Source organism: Planctomycetota bacterium, assembly GCA_039819165.1.
Taxonomy (GTDB): domain Bacteria; phylum Planctomycetota; class Phycisphaerae; order Phycisphaerales; family UBA1924; genus JAHCJI01.
The window spans coordinates 1,573,546-1,598,047 of sequence record JBCBSM010000001.1 but is presented as its reverse complement, the minus strand read 5'-3'; the positions used below and the strand labels follow the sequence as shown (position 1 = coordinate 1,598,047).

The following is a 24,502-nucleotide window of genomic DNA, read 5'->3' as shown; positions in this document are numbered from 1 at the left end:
TCCCTAGCGGCTGGCTCGGGCTGCCATCTTGGCCGCCCCGGCCACCATGTAGGAGCCGCAAGCGCACACCAGTCCCCGTGCGCCCGCCATCTTTCGGGCCCTCTCGATCGCCGCCGCTACGGGCTCCGCCGCCTCGAAGTCGGTACCGGTGTGCCGGCATCGATCGGCGAGGCCTTCGACCGGCATGGCCCGCGGGCCGCCCGCCGCCCGCGTTAGCACGAGCGAGACGCCGGCGTCCGCGAACTCGCGCAGCATGCCGTCGATGTCCTTGTCGGCGGCGCACCCGAAGACGACGACGGTCCGTCCGCCGCCAAACTCGGTCCGCAGCGTTGCCATCAATGCGCGCACCGACAGCGGCGTGTGCGCACCATCAACGACCACGATCGGGTCCCTCGAGACCACCTCCATCCGGCCGTCCCGCGGCGTGCGCTCGAGCCCGGCCCGGATCTGCGTCTCGGTGAGCCCGGGCTCGAATAGCAGGCACGCCGCCACCGCGGCCGCCGCGTTCGACGCCTGGTGTGCACCGGGCAGCGGTGCACGCAGATCGCGCAGCGCACGCCCGTGGATCGCAAGATCGATCGCCGCGTGCCCACCATCCATCCGCGACGCCACCTCGATGTCCTCGCCAATCACGAGGAGCCGTGCACCGACGCGGCCGGCCACGCCACGAAATACGCCGAGCACCGCATCACTCTGGGGCACGCACACCGCCGGCACGCCGGGCTTGAGGATGCCCGCCTTCTCGCCCGCGACGGCCTCGAGCGTGTCGCCCAGGATCCGCGTGTGCTCCAACTCGATGGCGCCCAGCACGCACGCCCGCGGCGTGACGATGTTGGTGCAATCCAGCCGCCCGCCCAGGCCAACCTCGAGCACCGCTGCGTCGCAATCCGACTCGGCGAAGTGCCGCATCGCCATGGCCGTCACGCACTCGAAGTAGGTCGGCGTGCCGTGCGATGCGGCCACGCGATCCTCGACCGCCGCGACCCCGCGCGCCGCGCGGGCGAAGCCGCCCGGATCAATGGGCTCGCCGCCGATCGCGATCCGCTCGCGCACCGAGACCAGGTGGGGGCTGGTAAAGGCGCCGGTCTTCAGGCCGGCCGCCGACAGGATCGACGCCGCCATCCGCGTAATCGAGCCCTTGCCCTTGCTGCCCGCCACGTGGATCGCCGGCACGCGGTCCTGCGGGTCGCCGAGCGCCGCCGCCAGCGCCCGCATGCGGTCGAGCTTCAGGGCGTCGGGGGTTGTCGCGGGCCGCCGCTCGAAGTCCACGCGGGCGTCCAGCCACGCCTCGGCGTCGTCGAAGGTCCAGGACGAATCGGTCGCTGGTGCTTGCATTCCGCTCCCGGGCGCCGACGATCCCCGCATGCCGCCCGTCCCCCCCGAGCGTAGTTCCAACACCCGTCCGACCGCCGGTGCGCCCCAGCGCGGCGAGGACTCCTGGCGAGTCTTCAAGATCATGGCCGAATTCGTCGAGGGCTTCGAGGCCCTCGAGACGCTGCCGCCCGCGGTCACGGTCTTCGGGTCGGCCCGCACGCCCGAGGACGACCCGATGTACGCCGCAGCGCGCCGCTTCGCGGCGATCGCTGCACACGAGGGCCTGGCGGTCATCACCGGCGGTGGCCCGGGCATCATGGAGGCCGCCAATCGCGGCGCGCTGGAGGCCGGCGGCCGCAGCGTCGGGCTCAACATCGCCCTGCCCCGCGAGCAGGCGCCCAACCCCTACCAGACCGACCAGCTGACCTTCGAGTACTTCTTCGTGCGGAAGGTCATGCTCGTCAAGTACGCCCGGGCCTTCGTGATCTTCCCCGGCGGCTTCGGGACCATGGACGAGTTCTTCGAGGCCATGACGCTCATGCAGACCCTCAAGATCGAGCCCTTCCCGCTCGTGCTCTACGGCTCGGAATTCTGGCGGGAGCCCATTCGTTGGATTCGGGAAGTCATGTGCGACAAGTTCGCGACCATCTCTCCAGAGGACCTCACGCTCTTTCACCTCGTCGACGACGCGGAGGACGCGATGGAGCTCGTCCGCCGGGCCCTTGCGGGCACCTACCAGACCGCGTTGCCAGGGGTCATCGGCCAGGCGGCCCGGGCGACCGGCGAGGGCACCCGGCGTGGGGTAATGCCCCACCAGGGCGGGGCTGCCGCCCCGGGACCGACGATCCCCTGGTGAAGCTGGGCAACCGGATGCACTCTCATTTGATTCTGGGAGCAAAAAGCGAGATACTGCCCTGCGGAGGAGTGCAGGGCCCATCCCCATCGGCCCCCGACGCACGCAAGGCCCGCCCCGCGGGTGGGTTATGTCGCCGCGATCCATCCATGAGACAGGAGTCGTCATGCCAGCCACCGCGCCGAACGTGACGAAGAAGCACATCATCGATGGCGTCGCGGCCCGCACCGGGCTGCGGCGCAGCGATGTCCAGGCGGTCGTGCAGGGCGTGCTCGACCAGATCGTCGAAGAGGTCCGCCTTGGTCGCCGCATCGAGCTCCGCGACTTCGGCGTGTTCGAGGTAAAGCAGCGGGCCGCGCGGACCGCCCAGAACCCCAAGACCCTCGAGCGCGTGCCCGTCCCGCCAAAGCGGGCCGTCCGCTTCAAGGTCGGCCGGTTGATGCGCGAGGCCCTCGAGGCGGACGCCTGCCCGGCCGCCGAGCGGCACGACGGCGTGCATAGCAATGGCCACGCCCGTGCCGACGATGCGATGCCGCATGTCCACGTCGAGCCGCGGCCGCAGCCCGTCGCAGCCGGCCACGCCTAGGGCGTGCCCACCCCATCAGTTCGTGCATCAAGAGTCCCGCGGGTTGCGGGGGAGCTGCGTGGAGGGCTCAGGCGGCCGCGGCGGTCGTCGCCGCGTCGGCCGGCTCGCCGACGAGGAACTCCAAGCCAACGTGCTGCGTGCCGCCCGCCGTCCTGCGCACGTGGGCGATCGTGGCGGGCACGACCTCCGAGGACTCCACCAGGCCGGCGTGGCCGTCGCTCACGACGACGTCCAGCCTCTCGCCGGGGCTCAGCGTCCGCTCGCTGCGGATCTCCAGCAGCATGCCGCCGACGGAGACGTCCAGCGCCCGCACCGGCAGGTACCGCAGCGCATGCCGCAGGAAGGCCTTGCCGGGGCGGTCCACCTGCGTGCGGCGGTGGCGGCGGCGATCGGTCTCGGTGTCGTGGCTCATGTCGTCCTCGTGGGATTCGTCCCGTCTTGGGATATCGGTCTCTCGGCCCGCCGGCCTTCCGCGACGCAGCCGGTGATTGGCGAAGCCCGATAACTACGCTGCCGGCCGCTCCGACCGGCGATCCAGGTCGGCAGACTCCGCGCACAGCCGCTCGACGGCGTCGCGGATGGCCTCCAGATGGCCCGTACCCCAGGGGCCGAGCCGCTCCACGTGATCGCGGATCGCGCCCGCCCAGGCCTGGGCCGCCTGGGCCGCGGGCAGTTCGCCCACGGCCTCGGAGGCCAGGATCAGCCCCGAGAGCGTGATCGCGGTGTCCTGGCCGGCCGCGTCCAGGGCGGCCCGGTGCGCCTCGTGCATCCCGTCGCTCACGCCCTTGAGCCCGTGCTCGCGGAGGATCCGTTCGCGGCCGGTGCGGCCCAGCGTGTCCCGCCACGGGGCGTCCATCGCCAGGCCCGAGAGCGCCCGCGCGATGGCCTCGGGCTCGCACGTCATCCGAATGCCGGTGACGCCGTGCGTGATCTCCAGGGCGCACATCGGATCGGCGGCGAGCACGATGGGCGTTGCCAGCGCCATGGCCTCGAAGACCGGCCTTGGGTGCGTCTCGTTGGCGCCGGTGTAGAGCCCCACGGTGGCGTTGGCGATGGCCTCGACGATCTCCTCGCCGCGGAAGTGCTTCTCGAAGCGCGTCGGCACGCTTCGCTCCTCGGCCAGCGCGCGGAGCCGGGGCGTCTCGGGCCCCTCGCCCAGGATCGTCAACTCGGCGTCGGGCAGGTCGGTCTGCCGCATGAGTGCCACCGACTCGATGGCGACGTCCAGGCGGCTCCGCTTCGTCGCGGGCCCGAACGCCACGAACGTATTGCCCGGGCGGCTCTCGGTGGCGACGGGAATCCGCTCGGCCACCACGCAGCTGGGGATGATGCGGACCCGCTCCTCGGGCAGGTTGAAGCGCCAGATGAGGTCGTTGGCCACGGGGTCGCAGCCCGCGACCACGACGTGGGCGTTGCGGCAGGCGGCGTGCTCGCGGAAGGCCGCCTCCCGGGCGGCTCGGGACGTCGGCCCGAATTCGTAGAGCTGCTGCCGCGACGAGAGGTCGCTGCCGACCGCCACGTGTCCTACCCGCACGCCCGCGTGGTCCAGGGCGGCGCAGACGGCCGAACCCAGCGGCCCGCAGGTGAAATCGGTGGTCTGCACGACGGCCGTCGCGCAGCCCCGCAGCTCGGTGGCGACGCCCATCGCGGCGTGCTCCAGATGCTCGTAGGCCAGCAGCCCATGGATGTTGCACACGCAGGTCACGCCCCGCTCCTGGGCGAGACGGGCGTCCTCGGCCCCGCCGTGCGTGACGACCAGCAGCCGGCCGTGGCCCTCTGCCAGGGTCTCCCAGAGCGTCCAGACCATCCGAAGCCGCTTCGCCCGCTCCAGGCCGGCGAGCGTCGAGCGTTCGTCCAGGATCACCACGAGGGCGTCCGAAATGGGCGTCATGGGCGGCACCTCCGGCTTCTCGCGACCCGCCTCCGGCTTATCGCGACCTACGTGTCGTCCATCTGTGTCGCGGGCTTGACCGTCCCCCGAACGCGGAGTGGGCCGCGTGGCCCGAGGCTGCCGATAAGCTCGGTCGTGGCCGAGCCGCAGGGCAGATCGACGCCGGGGGGCATCCTCTCGAGAGAGTCCATTCTCGCGTGGCGGCGGGGCATGCGCTCCGCGGGCCGCCGGTTGGTGCAGTGCCACGGCTGCTTCGACATCGTGCATCCGGGCCACGTCCGCCACCTGCGGTGGGCCCGCGAGCAGGGCGACGCGCTGCTGGTCACGCTCACCGGCGACCGCGACGTCGCCAAGGGCGTGGGCCGGCCGCTCATCCCCGAGCACCTGCGGGCCGAGAACCTCGCGGCCCTGGACATGGTCGACGCTGTGCACATCGTGCGGGAGCCGACCGCCCAGGCCATCCTCGAGGCGGTGCAGCCCGACGTCTACGTCAAGGGCCGCGAGTACGAGACCAACAACGACCCGCGGTTCGCGGCCGAGCGGGCCGCCGTCGAGGCCTCGGGCGGTCGGGTCGTGTTCTCCTCGGGCGACGTGGTGTTCAGCTCCTCGGCGCTGATCGCGGCTCTGGGGTCGGAACTGAACACGGGGCTCGACGCCGCATCTCGCGCGCTCGGCGCACTGGTGCGGCATCCGGCGCTGCCCGCGGGCCGGCTGTCGGGCGTGATCGATGCCGCGCAGGGCGCTCGCGTGCTGGTTGTCGGCGAAGCATTGAGCGAAGTCTACCGGCTGTGCGAGGCGCCCCGCGTGGGCTCGCGCGAGCCCGTCATGACGCTGCGGCCGGCCGAGGAGCGGCGCTTCGACGGCGGTTCCGCGGGCGTCGCGAGGCACCTGGCGGCGATGGGGCTCGGCGTCACGCTGCTGACCTGTCCGCCCGCGGGCGAGCCCGGCGTTCAGCTTCGCGAGCGGCTGGCCGCCGCGGGCGTCGAGGTCGAGGCCCTCGCCGACGGCGGCCCGCCGCTGGTGGTCGAGCACTACCTCGCCGGCACGCAGAAGCTCACCACCATCGACCACTGCCGGCCCATGGCGCTCGATGCGTCGCTGCGGGATGCGCTCGTCGACCGCGTGCAGGCGCTGGCCGCCGATCGGGCCGCGGTCGTGATCGCCGACTTTGGGCTCGGCATGCTGCCCGCCCCGGTCATGCACCGGCTGAGCGCGGCCCTGCACGAGCGGCGGTGCGCCCTGGCCGCCGCCGCGCCGGGCGTTGCGGCATCGCTGCTGGGCGTGCGGGGCGCGGATCTGCTGTGCGCGTCCGAGGCCGAACTCCGCCGTGCGGTGGGCAACCCGGCGGGCAGCCTGACGGCGGCGGCGTGGACGGCCATGGAATCGGCGCGGGCGCACGCCGCGGTCGTCGGCCTCGGAGCCGAGGGGTTGCTGGCCTTCGATCGCCTGCCCGAGCCGCACTCCACCGGCGACGGCTGGCCGACCCGGGTGCAGGCCCAGCCCGTGCCCTCGCTCGCGCCGATGCCCCTGGATGCCACGGGCGCCGACGCGGCCATCCTCGCCGCCGCCATGCTCGCCGTCGTCGGCGGACGCGCTCGTGGCGATGACCGCGCCCTGGAGCCCATCACCGCGGCCGTCTTCGGCGCCATGGCCGAGGCCGCGGCGCTCCAGCGGCCCGGCTACGCGGCGGTGTCGGCCGTCGACCTCCGCGAGTCGGTCGTCCGGCTGCACGATGCGCACCTGGTCTACCACGAGCCCTCGCCGCTGGTGCATACCGCGCCCGATGCCGCCGCGGCGCGAGCCGCTTCGTGACCCGTCTCGCCACCCGCGTCAGCTACGTCACCTGCACCCGCAACCGTCGCGACGAGCTGACCCGGACGCTGCGCACGCTCGACGAGCTGCACCGCGACGATCCGAGCGTCGCCGAGGTCGTGCTGGCCGACAACGCGTCCGATCCGCCGATCCACGAGTGGCTGCCGCAAACGGAGCTGCACGTCGAGGTCGTGACGCTGCCGGAGAACATCGCCGCCGCCGCGCGCAACGCGGCCGCCGAGCGGGCCCGCAGCGCGTGGCTCGTGATGCTCGACGACGACAGCGCGCCGCTCGATCTCGGCTTCCTGGACGTGCTGGATCGCGTGGACGATGGCGTCGCCGCCGTGCTCGCCGACGTCACGCTGCCCGACGGCTCGCGGGAGCGGGGCGGGCTGCCCGAGGTGCTCGTGGGGTGCGGGGCGGCCGTCCGCCGCGAGGCGTACCTGGGCGTGGGCGGCTACGACCCGGCGATCTTCTTCGCGGCCGAGGAGCCCGACCTGTGCGCGCGGCTCATCGCGGCGGGCTGGCGGCTGGAGGCCTCCACCGTATTCCGCGTGCTGCACCACAAGACGCCCACCAACCGCGACCTGGATCGCATGCTGCGGCTGCTGACCCGCAACGCGGGGGTGCTCATCGAGCGAACGACGCCCGACGCCGAGCGACGATCGCTCCGACGCGACCACATCCGTCGCTGCGCGTGGATCGCGCGCAAGGAGGACGCGGTCGACGGCTTCGCGCAGGGCCTCGCCGAACTGCGCTCGGCGCGGAGGTCGCTGGTCCGAGAGCCGCTGAGCCGTGCGCACTTCGAGCGGTTCACGGGCCTGCACCACGCCCGAGAGGCGATCGCCGCGGCGCTCCAAGAGCGGCCGTTCGCGACGGCCGCCCTCGTGGAGGCCGGCAAGCACGCGTGGGCGGTCGAGCGCGCGCTGCGCGACGCGGGCGTCGAGATCGTCGGCGACGCCGATCGCGCGGACCGATTGGCGATCGCAACGATGTCGCCCGGGCCGATGCTCGACGCGGTCGACACCTTCCTGCGCAGCGACGACGATCGGGTGCTCGCGCCGTGGACGTTCGCGCAGCGGTACGCGGCCTCACGCCAGCGGGCGCCATCGCTCGCGTGACGATCTCGGCCTAGCCCGAGTACTTGGGCAGCCTGAGGTGCGGCTCGCACAGCGAATCGGGAGGCAGGATGCCCTGCACGATCTCGTCGCAGGCGGCGACCTGGCCGGGCCACATGAATCGCGCGGACACGTCGCGGTGGGGCACCCATCGGCTGCCGTTGTGCTGCGGATCGCCCAGAAGATCCGGCGCCCACACCGGGGAGACCTCCGCGGCGAACCGCGGCGACAGCACCACGGCGTCGAGCGCGGCCACGAAGTAGGGGTGCACCTGCTCGAGCTGCCAGAAGCCGAGCCACCGCGGGTCGTCGGGTCGCAGGCCGACCTCCTCGAGCAGCTCTCGGCGGGCGCAGCTGGCAGCGGTTTCGCCGGCCTCGACGTGGCCCATGACCGGCTGCCACGTCCGCGCCAGGGGCTCGCCGACGCGACGCAGCTGCAGGAACTCGGCGGACCCGCCCGTTCGGCGGAAGACGTAGGCGTCGATGATGTCGGTCCGCACCTTGGGGATCATGGTGCGTCGCCGCCGGCGTCGTCCTCGATCTCGACGCCGATGGCCCGCAGCGGTGCCGCCTTCGCGAGCGTCTCGGACCACTCCGCGTGGGGATCCGAGTCGGCCACGATGCCCGCGCCGACCCAGTAGCGGAACCGATCGCCGGCGATCGTGGCGGTGCGGATGCCCACGGCCAGCTCGGCGTTGCCACGTTCGTCGATGGAGCCGATGGCGCCGCAGTAGGCGCCCCGGGGTTCGTTCTCGAGAGCGTGGATGGCCTGCATCGCGCGCACCTTTGGCGCGCCCGTGATCGAGCCGGCGGGCAGCACTGCACGCAGTGCGTCGTGCAGCGAGAGCTTGCGCCGCAGCGTGGCCGACACGCGGGCGCTCGCCTGCCACACGCCCGCGGCATCGCGGCCGTGGCGATCGACGCGGCGGGGCTGGTCGACGCGGACGCTGCCGACCTCCGCCACGCGGCCCAGGTCGTTGCGCATCAGGTCGACGATCATCGCCAGCTCGGCCCGGTCCTTGGCGGCGTGCTCGAGGTCGCGGCGGGCGTGGCGGGACTGCGGGCGGGTGCCCTTCATCGGCTCGGTCGTCAGCCGACGGGTGGCGGCGTCGTAGCGGAGCAGCAATTCGGGGCTGAGGCCCAGGATGCAGCGTCGCCGTCCGTCGGGCAGCGGAGGCAATTCGGCGTAGCAGCCAAAGGCGGGATCGGCCGCGGCGGCAAGGTCGGCGAAGAGCGCCCGCGGGCAGCCCTCGAAGCGGCCGACGAGCGGGTGGGCGAGGTTGACCTGGTAGGCGTCGCCGGCGTGCACGAGCCGGATGGCCTCGGCCGCCGCCGCCGTGTATCGCGAGCGGCCGGTGCGGCTGCGGAGCGGGCCGAGGGCGTAGCCACCGGGCGATTCCGGCACGCCGGCGGCGGGAATGGCCTCGCTTCCAGAGCTAGGGGTGAGGCCGCACCAGCCCCCGTAGCCCCAGATCGGATCGATGCGGGGACCGGCGGGCGGGCTGCCGGGCCGGTGGGCGGTGCTCGTGGGCTCGAGGGCGTGGCCGATCTCGTAGCAGATGGCCCCGATCCAGCGGCGGCCGGCCGGCGGGAGGAGCCGATCGGGGTGCACGGGCGACCACGCCTCGATGGGGCCGCCGCGGAGGGCGCCATCTCGCCACAGCGCGGCGACGGGCGCAGCGGACCTTGGATCGGACCTCGGCGAGGGCGGCGGGCTTGGGATGGGCCGGGCGGCGGGGGCTGGCACGTGGGCGTGTTTCCTTGCGGCAGTCGTAGCGTGCGGGGGCTTTCGCCGCCGTGGGACGCTCGCCATCCCGGCCATGGTCTTCTAGGATTGGCTCCCAGCGGCGAATCGGCCGGCGGCAGCCCCGCTGAGCAGCAAACCTCGACGCTAGGCACGGCCCGGTCGCGCGACCGGCCGGAGTTGTGGTACCGAATAACGCCCGACCATAGGACGCGCCGATGGCCCCACCCACCAAGACCTCGAAGCGCCACGCCGCCAAGACCACCAAGAAGTCGCCGGTCGTCAAGAAGGCCAGGCCCAACGTCGGCGGCCGGCCCCGCGACGCCAAGATGGTCTACTACTTCGGCAAGTCCAAGACCGAGGCCAACGGCACGCTGCGGGACCTCGTCGGCGGCAAGGGGGCCAACCTCGCCGAGATGACCTCCATCGGCCTGCCCGTGCCGCCGGGCTTCACCATCACCACCGACACCTGCGCGAAGTACTACGAGAGCGGCAAGCGGCTGCCGCACGGCCTCATGAACGAGGTGCACCAGAACATGTCGCTGGTGGCCAAGGAGATGAAGCGGGAGTTCGGCAACCCCGACAACCCGCTGCTCGTCTCGGTGCGCTCGGGCGCCGCGGTCTCGATGCCCGGCATGATGGACACCATCCTGAACCTGGGACTGACCGACGAGGCCGTCGAGGGCCTGGCCCGCGTGACGGGCAACCGCCGCTTCGCCTACGACGCCTACCGCCGGCTGATCAACATGTTCGGCGACGTGGTGATGGGCGTGGGCCACGAGGTCTTCGAGCGGGCCTTCGACAAGATCAAGCTCAAGTACAACGCCAAGACCGACAACGACGTGCCTGAGCAGGGCATCGTCGAGCTGGCCGAGAGCTACAAGAAGGTCTACCGCAAGAGCGTGGGGGACGAGTTCCCCCAGAACCCCAGCAAGCAGCTCGAGCTGGCGATCGAGGCGGTCTTCAAGAGCTGGAAGGCCGATCGCGCCATCAGCTACCGCCGGCTGAGCGGCATCAGCGGGCTCCACGGGACGGCCGTCAACATCCAGGCGATGGTCTACGGCAACATGGGCGAGGACTCGGGCACGGGCGTCGCCTTCACGCGCAACCCGAGCACGGGCGAGAACAAGTTCTACGGCGAGTTCCTGGTGAACGCCCAGGGCGAGGACGTGGTGGCCGGCATCCGCACGCCCCAGCCCGTCGAGGAGATGCCCAAGTGGAACAACAAGGTGTTCCAGCAGCTGCTGGGCATCAAGGGCACGCTCGAGAAGCACTACAAGGACATGCAGGACATCGAGTTCACCATCGAGAACGGCACCCTGTTCATGCTCCAGACCCGCGGCGGCAAGCGGACGGGCATGGCGGCGGTGCGGATTGCCTGCGACATGGTCAAGGAGCGGCTGATCTCCGAGGAGGAGGCGCTGCTGCGAATCCCCGCGGCCGACCTCATCCAGCTCCTGCTACCGAGTTTTGATCCAGGGGCCAAGCCCAAGAACGCGGTGCTGACCCGCGGCCTGCCGGCGTCGCCCGGCGCCTCGGTGGGCAAGCCCGCGTTCACCGCCGACGAGGCCGTCGAGCGGGCCCATGAGGGCGAGGACGTCATCCTCGTCCGCAAGGAGACCAGCCCCGAGGACGTCGACGGCATGCACTCGGCCGTGGGCATCCTGACCAGCACGGGCGGCATGACCAGCCACGCGGCCGTGGTCGCCCGCGGCTGGGGCAAGTGCTGCGTCGCCGGCGCCAGCGATGTGCTCATCGATCCCAAGAAGGGCAGCTTCACGGTGAACGGCAAGACCTTCACCCGCAAGGACGTCATCTCGATCGACGGCTCGACCGGCGAGGTCATGGCCGGCGCGATCCCAACGACCGAGCCCAAGCTCAGCGGCGACTTCGCCAAGATCATGCGCTGGGCCGACAAGCACCGCACGCTGCTGGTCCGCACCAACGCCGACACGCCCGAGGACGCTCGCCGCGCGCGGGATTTCGGCGCCCAGGGCATCGGGCTGTGCCGCACCGAGCACATGTTCTTCGAGGGCGAGCGGATCAGCGCGATGCGAGAGATGATCCTGGCCGAGACCCAGGAGGCCCGCGAGGAGGCGCTCGACACGCTGCTGCCCTTCCAGCGGGATGACTTCATCGGCATCTTCACGGCCATGAAGGGCCTGCCGGTGACCATCCGGTTGCTGGACCCGCCGCTGCACGAGTTCCTGCCGCACGACGCCGAGACGATCAAGGAGGTCGCCAAGGGTCTGGGCGTGCCGGCCAAGAAGATCCAGCAGCGTGTCTCGCAGCTGCACGAGATGAACCCGATGCTGGGCCATCGCGGCTGCCGCCTGGCGGTGACCTACCCCGAGATCCTCACGATGCAGGTGCGGGCAATCGTCGAGGCGATGATCAACTGCCAGCACAACAAGATCAAGGCGATGCCCGAGATCATGATCCCGCTGGTCGGCACGGCCAAGGAGCTGTCGCACCTCCGAAGCCTGGTCGAGCAGACCATCCACGACGTGCGGGCCGAGAACGACATCAAGAGCGCGCTCAACATCAAGATCGGCACGATGATCGAGGTGCCCCGCGCCGCGCTCACCGCCGACGAGATCGCCGAGCAGGCCGACTTCTTCAGCTTCGGCACCAACGACCTGACGCAGATGACCTTCGGCTACAGCCGCGACGACTCGGCCTCCTTCCTGCCCGAGTACGTGGCCAAGGAGCTGCTGCCGGCCGATCCCTTCCAGCAGCTCGACGCCGACGGCGTGGGCATGTTGCTGGAGATGGCCATCGAGAAGGGCCGCGCCGAGAACGACCAGATCAAGATCGGCGTGTGCGGCGAGCACGGCGGCGACCCTAGCAGCGTGCACTTCTGCCATAAGATCGGCCTGGACTACGTCAGCTGCTCGCCCTTCCGCGTGCCCATCGCCCGGCTCGCCGCGGCGCAGGCGGCGCTGATGCACGGCGGCTGATCCAAGCCAAGAACGAGGGAAGGAAAGAGCCCGCGGCGTTTGCCGCGGGCTCTTCTTTGTTCTGCTGTATTCTCGGAGTGCTCGATGGGGAGTCGAGCGTGGCTAGTTTCCGCCGCCCGAGTTTCCGCCGCCCGAGTTTCCGCCGCCGGTGTTTCCACCACCGCTATTTCCACCACCCGTGTTTCCGCCGCCCAGCTGGCCACTGGCCGCCTGGCCCGCCTCCTCGATGACGTCGTAGCCGCCGTCCAGCGCCTTCTGGATGGCCGCGGTCAGCGTCTCGAGGAAGGTGTCGGGGTTGTACTCGGCGATGCCGTCGACAACCCGCTGCTGCTGGTCGACGATGATGACCGTGGGGAAGGCCTCGATGCCGTAGGCCATCGCGACCTCATCGGCACTGGCGGCCATGTCGTAGGTGCCGCCGGCCGCGTCGCGGGCCTTGCGGGCGGCATCGGGCCGCCGCTCGCGCCACGGCAGGCTCAGGACGGTGACGGGCTGGTCCTCGAAGGCCTCGTGCACCTTCTGGATGTCGCCGCGCGACTGCTTCGACGCGCCCGACCAGCTGGCCCAGAAGTCCAGGACGACGACGCGTTCGGCCAGGTCACCCAGGGTGACGTTCTGGCCCTCGCGCGGTCCGGCGACGATCTCGACGTCGAAGGACTGGGCCTCGGGGTAGGTCGGCGCCTGCCGCTGCTGCTGGGCGCCGCGGGCCTGCCGAGCCCGGGCGCTCTGGTCGTTTTGGGCGTATCCTGCGGGCCGCTCGGGCTCGAAGAACGAGTCGGGCAGCTCGGGGTTCTTGGTCAGGCTGGTGACGGTAAGGACCTTGCGGTTGCTCTCGTTGAGCCGCATGTCCATGCGGCGGGGCAAGTCGTCGCTCTGGGCGATGGACCAGCGGATGGTGGGCCGCTGCTCGCCCATGTCCACGACGACGACGTCGCACACGACCTCGCCCACGGTGTCGCCGCCGATGATGAGTTCGTGCTGCGAATCGGGGCCGTCCAGCTCGCGGGCGAAGGGCTGGTCGACGATCAGCTCGGTGATCCAGGCGGAGTCGGCGACGGTGATGGTCTTGTGCCTTGCGGCGCGATGGAAGCGGATGTTCTTGATCCGCCGCTCGTGGTCGATGTAGGACGTCACGGTGCCGAGCCGGCCGATGTCGAAGCGGACATCGCCGATGCCCAGCAGCCGGGCGTCGCCCTGGCGGCGGTGGTCCCACTGGGCGGCGGGCGGTTCGCCCTGCCGGCGGAGCCAGACCTCGATGTCGACCTGCTCGATGGCGCCGAGCAGGGCGCCCTCGCTCGAGATGTTGGCCTTGTAGTTCAGGCTCTCGAGCTTCTGGATGGCCTCGCGGGCTTCGAGCAGCCTCAGCTCGGCCTCCGAGCGGGGGCGATCGGCCTCGCCGCCGGCGTCCTCCTGGGCGACGGCGGGCATCGCGAGCAGCGCGATGGCCGCGATGGCGGCGAGCCAGCCGGTCGGCCGGCGGACGGGTCGGGTATCACGGGCGAGCATGGAAGCCTCCTTGGGGTCACTCTCTCTGTGGTGTTCCGCGGATCGTCCCACGAGGGGCCGCCGGCCGCGGGCCGCCGCACCGACTCCCCGCGATGCGCACCGGCCTGCGTTCCCGTCGGCGAGCCACCATGGTAGCTTTGGGCGCCGGCGTCTTCCGGCCGGAGAGCCGCGACAGTCCAATGGTTATAGGACGCTCAGCCGCCCCCGGGCCGCAGCATGCCGGCCAGTGCGAGGCCCGGATCGGGCTGCCGCATCAGGTGCTCGCCGACCAGCGCCCAGGCGAACCCCGCCTCGCCGAGCCGGACCAGATCGGCGTGCGTTCGGATGCCGGACTCGGCCACCAGCGGTGCCCGGCCCGCCAGGATCGGCGCCATCGCGATGCCGTGCCGCAGATCGGTGGTCATCGTGGAAAGGTTGCGGTTGTTGATCCCCAGCAGCAGCCCGTCGGCCGAGATCGCGCCCGAGTCGAGCAGGCCGGCGAGCCGCCGGGCCTGGGCGGTGTCGTGGCACTCCAGCAGCACGGACATGCCCAGGTCGGCCGCGGCGCGACGGAGGTCGGCCAGCAGGCCGTCGTCCGGCAGGCACTCGGCGATCAGCAGCACCGCGTCGGCGTGGGCGGCCCGGGCCTGGGCGATCTGGGCGGGGTGGAGCACGAAGTCCTTGCGGAGCAGGGGGACCCCGCAGGCCGACCGAGCGGCGGTGAGATCGGCCAGCGAGCCGCCGAAGAACTTTTCGTCGGTTAGGCAGGAGATCGCCGATGCGCCGTGCTGCGCGTAGCGAACCGCCAGGTCCTGGGGGTCGAAGCCCTCGGGGCGGATCGGGCCGGCGGAGGGGCTCATGCGTTTGATTTCGGCGATGATGGCCAGCGGATCGTCGGTGGGGAACTCGGGCAGCGGCCGGGCCGGGGGCGCGGCCCTCGCGGCGTGCTCGAGCTCGCCGGGCGGGTGCATCCGCAGCAGCGCGTCGATCTCTCGGTGCTTGTGCTCGACGATGTCGCTGAGGGTGCTTGGCATCGCCGCGATTGTTGGCGGGCTAGGGATGGCGTCGGAGGCCGCCGCCCAGGCGGTCGCGATGGCGCAGTCGGCCACGGGGGCACCGCCGGCAACGCTCGCGCAGGTCCAGACGCCTCCGCCCCCGGGCCGTGGCGTCGAGGCGCTCACGCTCTCGGACTGGCTGGCGATCAGCATCCGCGTGGCGGCGCCGCTCGTCGTGGTCATCCTGCTGCTGGCCGACATCGTGCGGCCGGGCTCGTTCCAGCGCAAGGGGCTGCGGGACGTCAAGGCGTACGCGTGGCCCGTGTGGCTCTTCGGCGCCTTCGTGGTGATCTCGGCGCAGATCTTCGGTGCCCAGGTGTTCGCGCAGATTCCGGACCTCTGGGAGAAGGCCGCGAGCAACCAGGTGCCCGTGCAATCGCTGCCGCGGAGCGAGATCCGTGAGGAGGCGCTGACGCAGCTGGGCGCGGTGCTGTTCGGCGTGTTCGCCGGCGGCGTGATGGTCTTCCTGCTCAATCGCCGCGAGCACGACGAGGGCATGCGTTTCGGGCCCCAGGACATCCCGATCGGCATCGTCGCGTTCCTGCTCGCGTTCCCGCTGGTGAGCGCGGCGGCCGAGCTGTCGGTACAGGTGTACGAGTCGTCGTCGGGCGAGGTCGTCGAGCAGGTGGCCCATCCGACGCTGCGGCTCATCCAGGACCACGCGGGCGATCCGTGGGCCTGGGTGCTCATCGGCTGCGCGGTGATCGGCGTGGCGATCATCGAGGAGCTGATCTACCGCGCGTTCATCCAGACCGGGCTGCTCCGGCTGTTCGGGTCGGCGTGGACGGCCATCATCCTGACGGCGGTGATCTTCGGGCTGGTGCATCGCATCGGCGACACGGTGCCGTGGCACCAGATCCCCACGCTGATGGTGCTCGGGCTGGCGATCGGCATCGCCTACGAGCGGTTTAAGGGCGTCGGGGTGCCCATCACGATGCACGCGGCCTTCAACGCGCTCCAGATCGCGCTGACGCTGTGGGTGATCTCGCCGGAGCCGGCTCCGCAACCCGCGTCGGAGGCCCAGGCGGGCGGCCCGCCGCCCGCAACCCAGCCGCAGCCCCCGGCCCCGGCCCCGGCCCGGGGCCCCTAGTGGCCCGCGGCGGTCGGGTTTGCCCGGGCGTGTGCGGAGCTATCGGGCGTTGCCGCTAACGCCGGCCGCCGAATTCCGCTATTTGGGTTGGAGGGAGCCGGGGCATCGGTCACCATGCCCGGGTCCGCCCGCCGCGTCTGCCGCGTTTCCAAGGATCTATGGGGAGTACACGATGCGAAATTCGCTCTCGCGCACGAGGCTGTGCGCCTTCGTTGCCGTTGCCGGCACCGCCGCCTCCGCCCTCGCCGGCGATCGCTCCGCGACGCTGGGCGAGGCCTACTTCGGGCCCTTCGAGGAGCGTGCGGGCGCCCTGGAGTTCAGCGGCCGGATGCTCGTGGCGCCGCGGACGGTGCTCGACTTCCAGCGCGAGGGCATGACCTTCGAGGCCGCCGCGGATCGCCGGGCGACGGCCATCGCCCGCCTCGCCGATGTCGTGGTGCATCACGATCGTGGTCCGGATCGCTTCACGGTCCGGCTGCCCGACGGCATGGACGAGACGCAGTACGGCGCGTTGCTTGGCAACACGGACGACTACCGCTTCGCGCACCCCGACTGGATCGTGTTCCCGACGCTCGAGCCCGATGATCCGCGGTACGACGAGCAGTGGCACCATCCGATCATGCAGTCGGAGATGGCCTGGGAGATTACCACGGGCAGTTCGTCGATCGTGACGGCCTATGTGGACACCGGCGTGCTCACGAGCCACGAGGATCTGTCCGCGTCGCTGCTGGAGGGGTACAACTCGGCGGACCGGTTGCTCGAGTCCGCGGGCGGCGTCGTCAACGATCAGAACGGCCACGGCACGCACGTCGCCGGCTGCGGTGCGGCCATCGGCGACAACGGCGTGGGCGTCGCCGGCGTGGGCTGGAACCTGGGGATCCGCCCCGTCCGCGCGACGGCCGCGTCGGCGGGTGGCGGGGGTGGCACCTCGCTCACGGCCATCCTGCACGGCGCCGAGTGGGCCGTCGAGAACGGCGCCCGCACCGCGAGCTGCTCCTGGACGGGCGTCGAGGCGCCTGCGGTGGGCGATTCGGGTACCTACATCAAGAGCCAGGGCGGCCTGCTGCTGTACGCGGCCAACAACTTCGGCCAGGACCACAGCGGCTTCGAGTGGCCCGACACCATCGTCGTCGGTGCCAGCAACCCGAGCGACGTGCGGGCGGGCTTCTCGAGCTTCGGCCGCGCCGTCGACGTCTTCGCGCCGGGCGTGGACATCCTCAGCTCGACCCGGGACGGCGGCTACGGCCGCGCTAGCGGCACCAGCATGGCGACTCCGGTGACCAACGGCGTGATCGGCACGATGTGGTCGGCCGCTCCCGACCTGACGCCCGACATCATCCAGGCCATGCTCTACGACACCTGCGACGACATCGGCCCGTCATCGATCTACGGCAACGGCCGGGTCAACCTCTTCCAGGCCGTCGCGGCGGCGGCCGGCTCGGGCGAGCCCGCGGCGCCCGTCGCGGTGGACGACGAGTCGTCGGTCATCGCCGGCGGTGAGGTCGCCATCGACGTGCTGTCCAACGACTTCGACATCAACGGCGATCCAATCACCATCGACGGCTTCGACGCGACTGGTTCGCTTGGCGGCACCATCGAGCGCAGCGTCGGCACCGGGCCCGACGGCCGCGACGAGCTGGTCTACAGCGGCCCGGCGGGGACGTTCGGCCTCGACGAGTTCACCTACACCATCACCGATGGTGGCTTCACCGCCGAGGGCACGGTCACCGTGGACGTGCTCGATCCGTCGACCTTCCGCACGCCGGAGAACCCGTCGCTCACGCAGCCGGGCGTGGACGTGGCCTACTACGAGGTCATCGGCGCCAGCGTGCTGCCGGACTTCGATACCCTGCTGCCCTACGCGACCGACGTCGCCGACCAGATCAACTTCCCGTCGACCAGCGGCGAGTTCATGAACAGCGGGCGGTCGGACAACGTCGGCGCCGTGTTCCGCGGCTACGTCGAGGTCGCCGAGACCGGCGTGTACACGCTGTTCACCAACTCCGACGATGGATCGAAGCTCTACCTGGGCGATGACCTCGTGGTCGACAACGACGGCCTGCACGGCATGGTCGAGATCGGCACCGAGGTCGCGCTGCTGGCCGGCAAGCACGCCCTTCGCGTCGAGTTCTTCGAGGCCGGCGGCGGCGCGGGCGTCATCTTCAGCCTGCGGGATACCGACGGCGTCAAGCAGGTCGTGTCGGCCGGTGATCTCTCGCGGGACCTCGCCTGTCCGGCCGACTTCGACGGCGACGGTGAGCTGAGCATCTTCGACTTCCTGGCCTTCCAGAACGCCTTCGATGCGGGCGATCCGTCCGCGGACTTCGACGGCGACGGGTCGCTGTCGATCTTCGACTTCCTGGCCTTCCAGAACGCGTTCGACGCGGGCTGCTAGGCCGACAGGGAGGCTTCGTTGTTCCCGCTCGGCGGGCGGTGCGGGGAGGCATCGCCCGCCGTTGTCGTTGGCACGCGGGCCGTCTCGCGCTTCAGGACGGCGCGGCTGCGGCCCGGCGTCGCGCGGGGAAGATGGCGGTGCTCTCGGCCGGCGCCCGCAGGTCGCGGACGGGGCCGGCCTCGACCCGCTCGATGGCGCTGGCGGCCATCGCGCTCGAGTACTCGCAGCCGATGAATCGCCGCCCCAGGGCATTCGCGACGACGGCGGTCGTGCCGCTGCCCGTAAACGGATCGAGCACCAGGTCGCCCGGGTGGGACGAGCAGCGGATCACGCGGGCGAGGTAGCGCTCGGGCAGCTGGTTGTCGTGCTTGCCGCGGCGTTCCTTGTTGTTGCCCTGGATGCGGCCCAGGTGCTTGCCGTACCACACGTCGGTGGGCACCCGCCGGCCCGCGGGCATGCCGTCGCGTTTGTCGTTGGTCCGGGGGTCGAAGTAGGTGCTCGCGCGATCAGAGGGCTCGAGGATGGTCTCGGGCCGCCACGTCCGCCGCTTCGGATCCCTGCAGAAGTACAGCACGTGCACCTTGCTGCTGATGAAGCGGCCCGTGGTGTTCTGGCCAAAGCGGTAGTGCCACACGCACCAGTTGACCATGGTGAGGCCGCGCTGCTTGAGGTGCACGACGATCTCGGCGGCCCAGTCGTCGGGGATGTTGATCCAGATCGAGCCCGTCGGCGTCAGCGCCGCGATGCACAGGTCGATCCAGCGCTGGGTGAAGGCCAGTTCGTCCGAGGGCTCCCGGAAGCTGTCGGCGACGCGGCAGTACTGCTCGTCGGGCAGGGCATCGTCCCACTCGTCGTAGCCGCGATCCCAGTTGAACGGCGGATCGGCGAAGACGAGATCGACCCGACCCTGCGCCGCCTCGGGGATCACCGGCAGCACCTCGCGGCAGTCGCCCACGTACACCCGGCAGTCGCTGTCGGTGGTGGCGCGTTTCGGTCGCAGCGGCGTGGGCGGTCGGGGCACGAACGAGTGTACCCGCGATGCTCGCGCGGCGCGACGGCCGCGGGTGTCGCTAGGCGTGCAGCCGGTAGCCGCCGTCGGGATCGCCCAGCTTCAGCACCGAGATCGAGTTGACTACGCGGGCGACGCCCAGCGGCCGGCCGGCGATGAGCAGCACCTGGTCGCCCCGGGATGCCCACCCATGATCGAGCAGGTAGGCCTCGACCTCGTCGGTCCACTCGGCGAGGCGGCCGGACTCGGGCGGTTCGGCCAGCAGCGGATACACGCCGCGGAGCAGCGCCATCCGCCGCGATGCCGCGGGGTCGGACGACCACGCGACGATGGGGATGTCGAAGGTGTTCTGGCTGAGGTAGCGGGCGGTGCCGCCCAGCTGCGACCAGCAGGCGATGGCCTTCGCGTCCAGGTCCCGCGCCAGGTGCCACGCACCGTGGGCCAGGGCGGCGGTGCGGTAGCGCGTCTGGCGGAGCTGGGCGGGCGGCGTGGCTTCATCATCGCGGTCGGCCAGGGCCCGCTCGGCGCTGCGGGCGATGCGGGCCATGGTCTCGACGACGAGCGCCGGGTGCCGGCCGACGGCGGTCTCGCCCGACAGCATGACCGCGCCGGCGCGATCGAAGATGGCGTTGGCCACGTCGCTGGCCTCGGCCCGCGTCGGCGTGGCGTTCTCGATCATCGTCTCGAGCATCTGCGTCGCCACGATGCACGGCTTGCCCCAGTCCCGGGCGGCCTTGATGATCCGCTTCTGCGCGGGCGGCACCTCGGGGATGTCCATCTCCACGCCCAGGTCGCCTCGCGCCACCATGATGCCGTCGGTCGCCTCGGCGATCTCGTCGATGCAGCGGATCGCCTGGGGCTTCTCGATCTTCGCGATGATCGGGATCGTCCCGCGATCGCCCGAGTATTGCTCGACGAGCGCCCGCAGCTCGCGGATCTCCTTGGCGCTGCGGACGAAGGACAGCGCCAGGTAGTCCAGCTCGTGCTCGGCGGCCCATTGCGCAAGCTCGATGTCCCGCTCGGTCAGCGCGGGTGCGCGGACGTCGGTCTCGGGCAGGTTGATGCCCTTGCGGGACGTCACCTTGCCGCCGACGGTCACCAGGCAGCGGATGGCCTGCCCGCCCGGCTCGGTGGCGACCGCCAGCATGCGGACCGCACCGTCGTTGATGAGCACCCGCTGGCCCGGCTCGACCTCGTCGACCAGCCCGCCGTAGGTCAGCGGCAGCGCGGGCAGCGGCTGGCCGTTCTCGCTGCGGATGATCGCCTCGCTGAGCGTGCGGTCGAGGAGCACCTCCTGGCCGGTCTCCAGGTCGATGCCGCCGCCGCGGGCCAGGTCGGGCACCGCCCCGACGCGGATCTTGGGGCCCGGCAGGTCGCCCAGCACGCCGACACGGGCGTGCATGTCGTCGGCCACCTCGCGGATGGTGCGCAGCCGCCGGCCGTGCTCCTCCAGGGTGCCGTGCGAGAAGTTGAGCCGGAAGACGTTGGCGCCGGCGTCGATCAGCCGGGCGAGCATGGCGGCGTCGTCGGACGCGGGGCCGATGGTCGCGACGATCTTGGTCAGCGGCGGCCGCTCGCCCCGGCGGGCCGGGGCGTGGTGGGGTCCGGGTGCGCGGTCGGCCTCGCCGGCGGCGTGCTCGGGGACGGTGGGGCTTGTGGGCACGCGAACCTCCGCGGGGCTAGGGGTCGCGTCGCCGGGCGGCGTCGCGGGCGAGCTTGACCACTTCCCTATATCGGTCGCGGAAGAACCGGGTGTACTCGATCTGCGCCTCGACCGCCCGCTCGGGATCCCTCCAGGCGTTGCGGACCGGCCGGTAGTTCTCCGCGCTGAAGACCAGCTCGCGGACGGCACCATCCTCGCCGGTCACGGGCTCGCTGGGGAAGGCGTAGAAGGCGGCCTCGGCCTCGCGGAGCGTTGACTCGAACGCCGGGTCGGTGGCGGCCATCGCCCGCAGCTCATTGAGTGCTGCCCACGCCCGCTGCAGTTCCTCGTCGCTGTCCACGCCGAAGGCGCCCATCATGATCGAGATCGACGAGCGCCAGCCGCGGTTCTCGACGTCGGCGGCGGCGTTGAACGGATCGAGCTCGTCGATGAAGCGGTCGGCGTGCCGCTCGTACATCACCCGGCGGACCGGGGCCCGCCGAAGCTCGTACTGCACCGGCCCGGTCGGCGGCGGACCGGTCTGGTCGGGATTGGCTGGGAACTGCCACAGGCTCTGGGCCTGCTCGGTGAGCGTGAACTCGACGAAGCGGCGTGCCAGCTCAGGGTGCGGCGCACCGCGGAGTATCGAGATCGGGTCGGCATCGATGTAGACTGCGCCCACCGGATCAACATAACCCACGCGGCTCGCGCTCGCGGGCGCACCGGGGGGCACGACGGACTGGCTCTGGGTGCGGCCGTAGAAGTCGATCGCCAGGCCGGCCATCGCCTCGCCCGCGGCGACGTCGAGCGGGGGCTTGGTCGCCGCGTTGGTGAAGTAGCGCGTGTTGGCGGCCATCTCGCGCAGGATCCGCCAGCCCTCGTCCCAGTCATAGGCGTTGAGGATCGACTCGAAGGTGGTGGTGATCGAGCCGCTCTGCCTGGGGTCGGCTAGCGCGACCATGCCGGCGAGCTGGGGATCGGTCAGGTCTTCGAAGGCCCGGGGCGGCTCGAGTCCCCGCTCGCGGTACAGGTCCTTGTTATAGAGGATGCCGAAGCTCGAGAGCGCGGTGCCGAGCCAGTATTGCTTGGGGTGGTACAGCCGCTCGGAGCCGATGGCATTCTCGCCGTACCACCCATCGAGTTGCTGCGGCGTGAATCCGGCCGGAACGCTGATGGGCACGGCCAGCTCCGCCCCCGCGCCGCCGGCGAGTTCGGCCCCCGGGACGCCCTCCGGCACCGCAATCCTCACGCCCCGCGCAATCTGGCCGTGCTCGTAGCTGCCCCCGCCGAACAGGATGTCGTAGCCCATGCGGCCGGCGTCGATCTCCACGAAGGGCTCGCCGAGCGCACCGGGCACGATGCCGAATTCGCCGGCGTTGAGCGCGGCGCGGTACTGGTCCTGCAGCAGCCGTCGGATCTCGCTCGTGCCGCCGGGCGTCCGCCAATCGACGTTCGCGGGCTCGCCGAAGTTCTGCTCGTGCCAGCGGGCGAAGGCGATTGCGAACTCGTCGCGGATCTGCTGCGTGTGCGGCGTGATGACGACCAGCGTCGGGCCGTCGCGCTGCGGGGTCGCATCACCACGCCTTAGGGCAAGCGGCAGGGCCAGCAGGGCGAGCATGCCCGCGAGCAGCACGGCGGCCTTCCATCGCATCGACCGAGTCTACGCTGCCTCATGAGCGAGAGCAGCGATGCGAGGGCGGCGGTCATCACCGGAGGCTCGGAGGGCATCGGCCTCGAAACGGCCCGCATGCTGGTGGCCAAGGGCTGGCGGGTGCTGATCGTCGGGCGCACCCGCTCGAAGCTCGATGCCGCGATGGACGAGCTGGGCGAGGACGCCCGCGCGTGCCAGGCCGACGTCGGTTCGCCCGATGCGCCCCGCGAGATCATGCAATGCGTGCTGGGCGAGTTCGGCCGGCTCGATGCGCTGATCAACAACGCCGGCTACGCGCCGCTGACGCCCCTGGCCGACACCACCATGCAGGAGATCGACGAGTCCTTCGCCGTCAACGCCGTGGGGCCGGCCAAGCTGGTGCTCGAGGCCTGGCCGCTGCTGACCGAGAGCGCCCAGGACGGCGGTGGCCGCGTCGTGAGCGTGTCGACCATGGCCACGCGGGATCCGTTCGCGGGCTTCTACGCCTACGGCGCGGCCAAGGGCGCCATCGACGTGCTGACCAAGAGCATCGCCAAGGAGGGCAAGCGGCAGAAGGTCCGGGCATTCGCCGTTGCGCCCGGCGCCGTCGAGACCGGCATGCTGCGGGCGAACTTCGACGAGAAGGCCGTCCCGCCCTCGGCCGCCCTCGATCCCGGGGTCGTCGCCGAGGTCATCGTGGCCTGCGCGTGCGGGGAGCGAGACGGCGACAACGGCACGTCGATCGAGGTCACCCCGTAGGCTTCCTAGAGGTGCGCCGCGCGTCCGAGAAGACGCGAACACTTCACGGCACGCCATCTAGCATCCGTGGGGAGGAACGAGCATGGGTACACGCATCATCACCAGCTCCATTGCGGCCGTCGCTATTTGCTCGGCGTCGGTCCACGCGCAGTTCATCACCGGCATCACCAAGCCGGTGTTCGGCGAGAACCAGCCCGAGGCCTTCTTCCTCGAGGATGGCGTCAACACACTCCTGTTCGACATCGAGGCCGACCTGGGCATCCCCGCCACCGCTCCGGGCTTCGGCGGGCTGGCGGGCGACGACGCCAACCGCCGCTTCTTCGCGTCGGTCCGCAACGGGCCCAACGACGACATCTACGTCGTGTCCTACGACGACCTGCTCAACCCCATCAAGCTCGTCGAGACGCAGAGCGCCGGCGGCACGGACGTGTCCATCGACGGCCTCGCGTATGACCCAGCCGCCGACGTGCTGTACGGCACGCGGACGCTGGCCTCCGCGGGCGAAGCCGAGGGCCTCTTCACGATCGATCTGGATACGGGCGTCGTGTCGCTCGTGCTGGACTACGCCGACGGCGGCAGCCTGCTGACCATCGGTGGCATCGACTTCAATCCCGACGACGGGCTGATCTATCTGGCCGACGACGACGCGACCGGCGGGCGTTTCCTGTATGCCTTCGATCCGGGCGATCCCGGCTCGGGCCTGGTCGAGGTTGCGGCCCTGCCGCCGGCGGTGACCGACGTGGACGGCCTCGCCGTCGGTGGCGGCGTCGTGCTCCTGCTGACCGACAACGCCGACGCCAACGGCGGCGAGCACTACCTCTACGACCTCGCGACGGGCGCGTTCTCGACGCAGCCCTCGCCCTACCCGGCGCCGGCCGGCAGCCCGATAGCGCCCAATCCGACGGGCGGTGCGGGCTACGTGCCCGGTCTGCTCGGCGATGCCTGCCCGGCGGACTTCGACGGCGACGGCGAGCTGACCCTCTTCGATTTCCTGGCCTTCCAGAACGCCTTCGATCTGGGCGAGGCGTCGGCAGATTTCGATGGCGACGGCGAGCTGACCCTCTTCGATTTCCTGGCCTTCCAGAACGCCTTCGCCGCCGGCTGCCCCTAGCCGGCATGCGCGGCCGATTCTGAATACTCGGGCGGTGTTTCCCTAATAC

Annotated in this window: 19 protein-coding genes; 9 read left to right on the top strand and 10 right to left on the bottom strand. The window is 71.2% G+C overall.

Annotated features, from left to right (window positions below; all coding sequences use genetic code 11):
- Window positions 1–3 precede the first annotated feature (3 nt).
- On the bottom strand, window positions 4–1,335 hold the full coding sequence (locus AAFX79_06890; GenBank protein MEO1008275.1) for a folylpolyglutamate synthase/dihydrofolate synthase family protein: 1,332 nt from the start codon (window positions 1,333–1,335) through the stop codon (window positions 4–6).
- Window positions 1,336–1,363: 28 nt separating this feature from the next.
- Between AAFX79_06890 and AAFX79_06885 the strand changes: the two genes are divergently transcribed.
- Together AAFX79_06885 and AAFX79_06880 are read left to right on the top strand one after the other, a co-directional pair.
- A complete protein-coding gene (locus tag AAFX79_06885; GenBank protein MEO1008274.1) occupies window positions 1,364–2,170 on the top strand; it encodes a TIGR00730 family Rossman fold protein in 807 nt (268 codons plus the stop codon).
- A 163-nt stretch (window positions 2,171–2,333) separates the two neighbouring features.
- On the top strand, window positions 2,334–2,753 hold the full coding sequence (locus tag AAFX79_06880; GenBank protein ID MEO1008273.1) for an HU family DNA-binding protein: 420 nt from the start codon (window positions 2,334–2,336) through the stop codon (window positions 2,751–2,753).
- Window positions 2,754–2,820: 67 nt separating this feature from the next.
- On the opposite strand, the gene AAFX79_06875 is transcribed toward AAFX79_06880, so the two are convergent.
- Both AAFX79_06875 and AAFX79_06870 read right to left on the bottom strand, forming a co-directional pair.
- Window positions 2,821–3,165: a PilZ domain-containing protein gene (locus AAFX79_06875; GenBank protein ID MEO1008272.1), complete on the bottom strand. Its 345-nt coding sequence runs from the start codon at window positions 3,163–3,165 to the stop codon at window positions 2,821–2,823.
- 93 nt (window positions 3,166–3,258) lie between these two features.
- The gene (locus AAFX79_06870; protein MEO1008271.1) at window positions 3,259–4,644 is read right to left on the bottom strand and encodes a glycosyltransferase family 4 protein; all 1,386 of its coding nucleotides are present in this window, start codon (window positions 4,642–4,644) and stop codon (window positions 3,259–3,261) included.
- Window positions 4,645–4,779: 135 nt separating this feature from the next.
- Between AAFX79_06870 and AAFX79_06865 the strand changes: the two genes are divergently transcribed.
- Window positions 4,780–6,456: a PfkB family carbohydrate kinase gene (locus AAFX79_06865; protein MEO1008270.1), complete on the top strand. Its 1,677-nt coding sequence runs from the start codon at window positions 4,780–4,782 to the stop codon at window positions 6,454–6,456.
- On the top strand, window positions 6,453–7,577 hold the full coding sequence (locus AAFX79_06860; protein ID MEO1008269.1) for a glycosyltransferase: 1,125 nt from the start codon (window positions 6,453–6,455) through the stop codon (window positions 7,575–7,577). Before AAFX79_06865 ends, AAFX79_06860 begins: the two co-directional genes overlap by 4 nt.
- Before the next feature lie 10 nt (window positions 7,578–7,587).
- Here AAFX79_06860 and AAFX79_06855 read toward each other — a convergent pair whose 3' ends face one another.
- Both AAFX79_06855 and AAFX79_06850 read right to left on the bottom strand, forming a co-directional pair.
- Complete coding sequence (locus tag AAFX79_06855) at window positions 7,588–8,085, bottom strand: NUDIX hydrolase (GenBank protein ID MEO1008268.1); 498 nt, start codon at window positions 8,083–8,085, stop codon at window positions 7,588–7,590.
- Window positions 8,082–9,320, bottom strand: a complete 1,239-nt coding sequence (locus AAFX79_06850) for a chorismate-binding protein (GenBank protein ID MEO1008267.1) — start codon at window positions 9,318–9,320, stop codon at window positions 8,082–8,084. Before AAFX79_06850 ends, AAFX79_06855 begins: the two co-directional genes overlap by 4 nt.
- 326 nt (window positions 9,321–9,646) lie before the next feature.
- On the opposite strand from AAFX79_06850, the gene ppdK reads away from it, so the two are divergent.
- Window positions 9,647–12,277 (top strand): pyruvate, phosphate dikinase, encoded by a 2,631-nt coding sequence (ppdK, locus tag AAFX79_06845; GenBank protein MEO1008266.1) that lies wholly within the window; start codon window positions 9,647–9,649, stop codon window positions 12,275–12,277.
- Window positions 12,278–12,379: 102 nt separating this feature from the next.
- On the opposite strand, the gene AAFX79_06840 is transcribed toward ppdK, so the two are convergent.
- Window positions 12,380–13,783, bottom strand: coding sequence for a TlpA disulfide reductase family protein (locus AAFX79_06840; protein ID MEO1008265.1), 1,404 nt, complete (start codon window positions 13,781–13,783; stop codon window positions 12,380–12,382).
- 194 nt (window positions 13,784–13,977) lie between these two features.
- Window positions 13,978–14,796, bottom strand: coding sequence for an indole-3-glycerol phosphate synthase TrpC (locus AAFX79_06835; GenBank protein MEO1008264.1), 819 nt, complete (start codon window positions 14,794–14,796; stop codon window positions 13,978–13,980).
- Here AAFX79_06835 and AAFX79_06830 point away from each other — a divergent pair.
- On the top strand, window positions 14,774–15,907 hold the full coding sequence (locus tag AAFX79_06830; GenBank protein ID MEO1008263.1) for a CPBP family intramembrane glutamic endopeptidase: 1,134 nt from the start codon (window positions 14,774–14,776) through the stop codon (window positions 15,905–15,907). The genes AAFX79_06835 and AAFX79_06830 overlap by 23 nt on opposite strands.
- 172 nt (window positions 15,908–16,079) lie before the next feature.
- Window positions 16,080–18,302 carry a S8 family serine peptidase gene (locus AAFX79_06825; GenBank protein MEO1008262.1) on the top strand — a complete coding sequence of 741 codons (2,223 nt, stop codon included), beginning with the start codon at window positions 16,080–16,082 and terminating at the stop codon, window positions 18,300–18,302.
- A 91-nt stretch (window positions 18,303–18,393) separates the two neighbouring features.
- Here the strand turns inward: AAFX79_06825 and AAFX79_06820 are convergent, their stop codons facing one another.
- The 3 genes from AAFX79_06820 to AAFX79_06810 are packed head-to-tail and all read right to left on the bottom strand — an operon-like array spanning window position 18,394 to window position 22,604.
- On the bottom strand, window positions 18,394–19,323 hold the full coding sequence (locus tag AAFX79_06820; GenBank protein MEO1008261.1) for a site-specific DNA-methyltransferase: 930 nt from the start codon (window positions 19,321–19,323) through the stop codon (window positions 18,394–18,396).
- 49 nt (window positions 19,324–19,372) lie between these two features.
- Window positions 19,373–20,974, bottom strand: coding sequence for a pyruvate kinase (gene pyk, locus AAFX79_06815; GenBank protein ID MEO1008260.1), 1,602 nt, complete (start codon window positions 20,972–20,974; stop codon window positions 19,373–19,375).
- Window positions 20,975–20,990: 16 nt separating this feature from the next.
- Window positions 20,991–22,604: an extracellular solute-binding protein gene (locus tag AAFX79_06810; GenBank protein ID MEO1008259.1), complete on the bottom strand. Its 1,614-nt coding sequence runs from the start codon at window positions 22,602–22,604 to the stop codon at window positions 20,991–20,993.
- A gap of 21 nt (window positions 22,605–22,625) precedes the next feature.
- Here AAFX79_06810 and AAFX79_06805 point away from each other — a divergent pair, with 21 nt between their 5' ends.
- Both AAFX79_06805 and AAFX79_06800 read left to right on the top strand, forming a co-directional pair.
- Entirely contained in the window at window positions 22,626–23,342 is a 717-nt protein-coding gene (locus AAFX79_06805; protein ID MEO1008258.1) for an SDR family oxidoreductase, read from the top strand.
- An 82-nt stretch (window positions 23,343–23,424) separates the two neighbouring features.
- The gene (locus AAFX79_06800; GenBank protein MEO1008257.1) at window positions 23,425–24,453 is read left to right on the top strand and encodes a GC-type dockerin domain-anchored protein; all 1,029 of its coding nucleotides are present in this window, start codon (window positions 23,425–23,427) and stop codon (window positions 24,451–24,453) included.
- Window positions 24,454–24,502 lie beyond the last annotated feature (49 nt).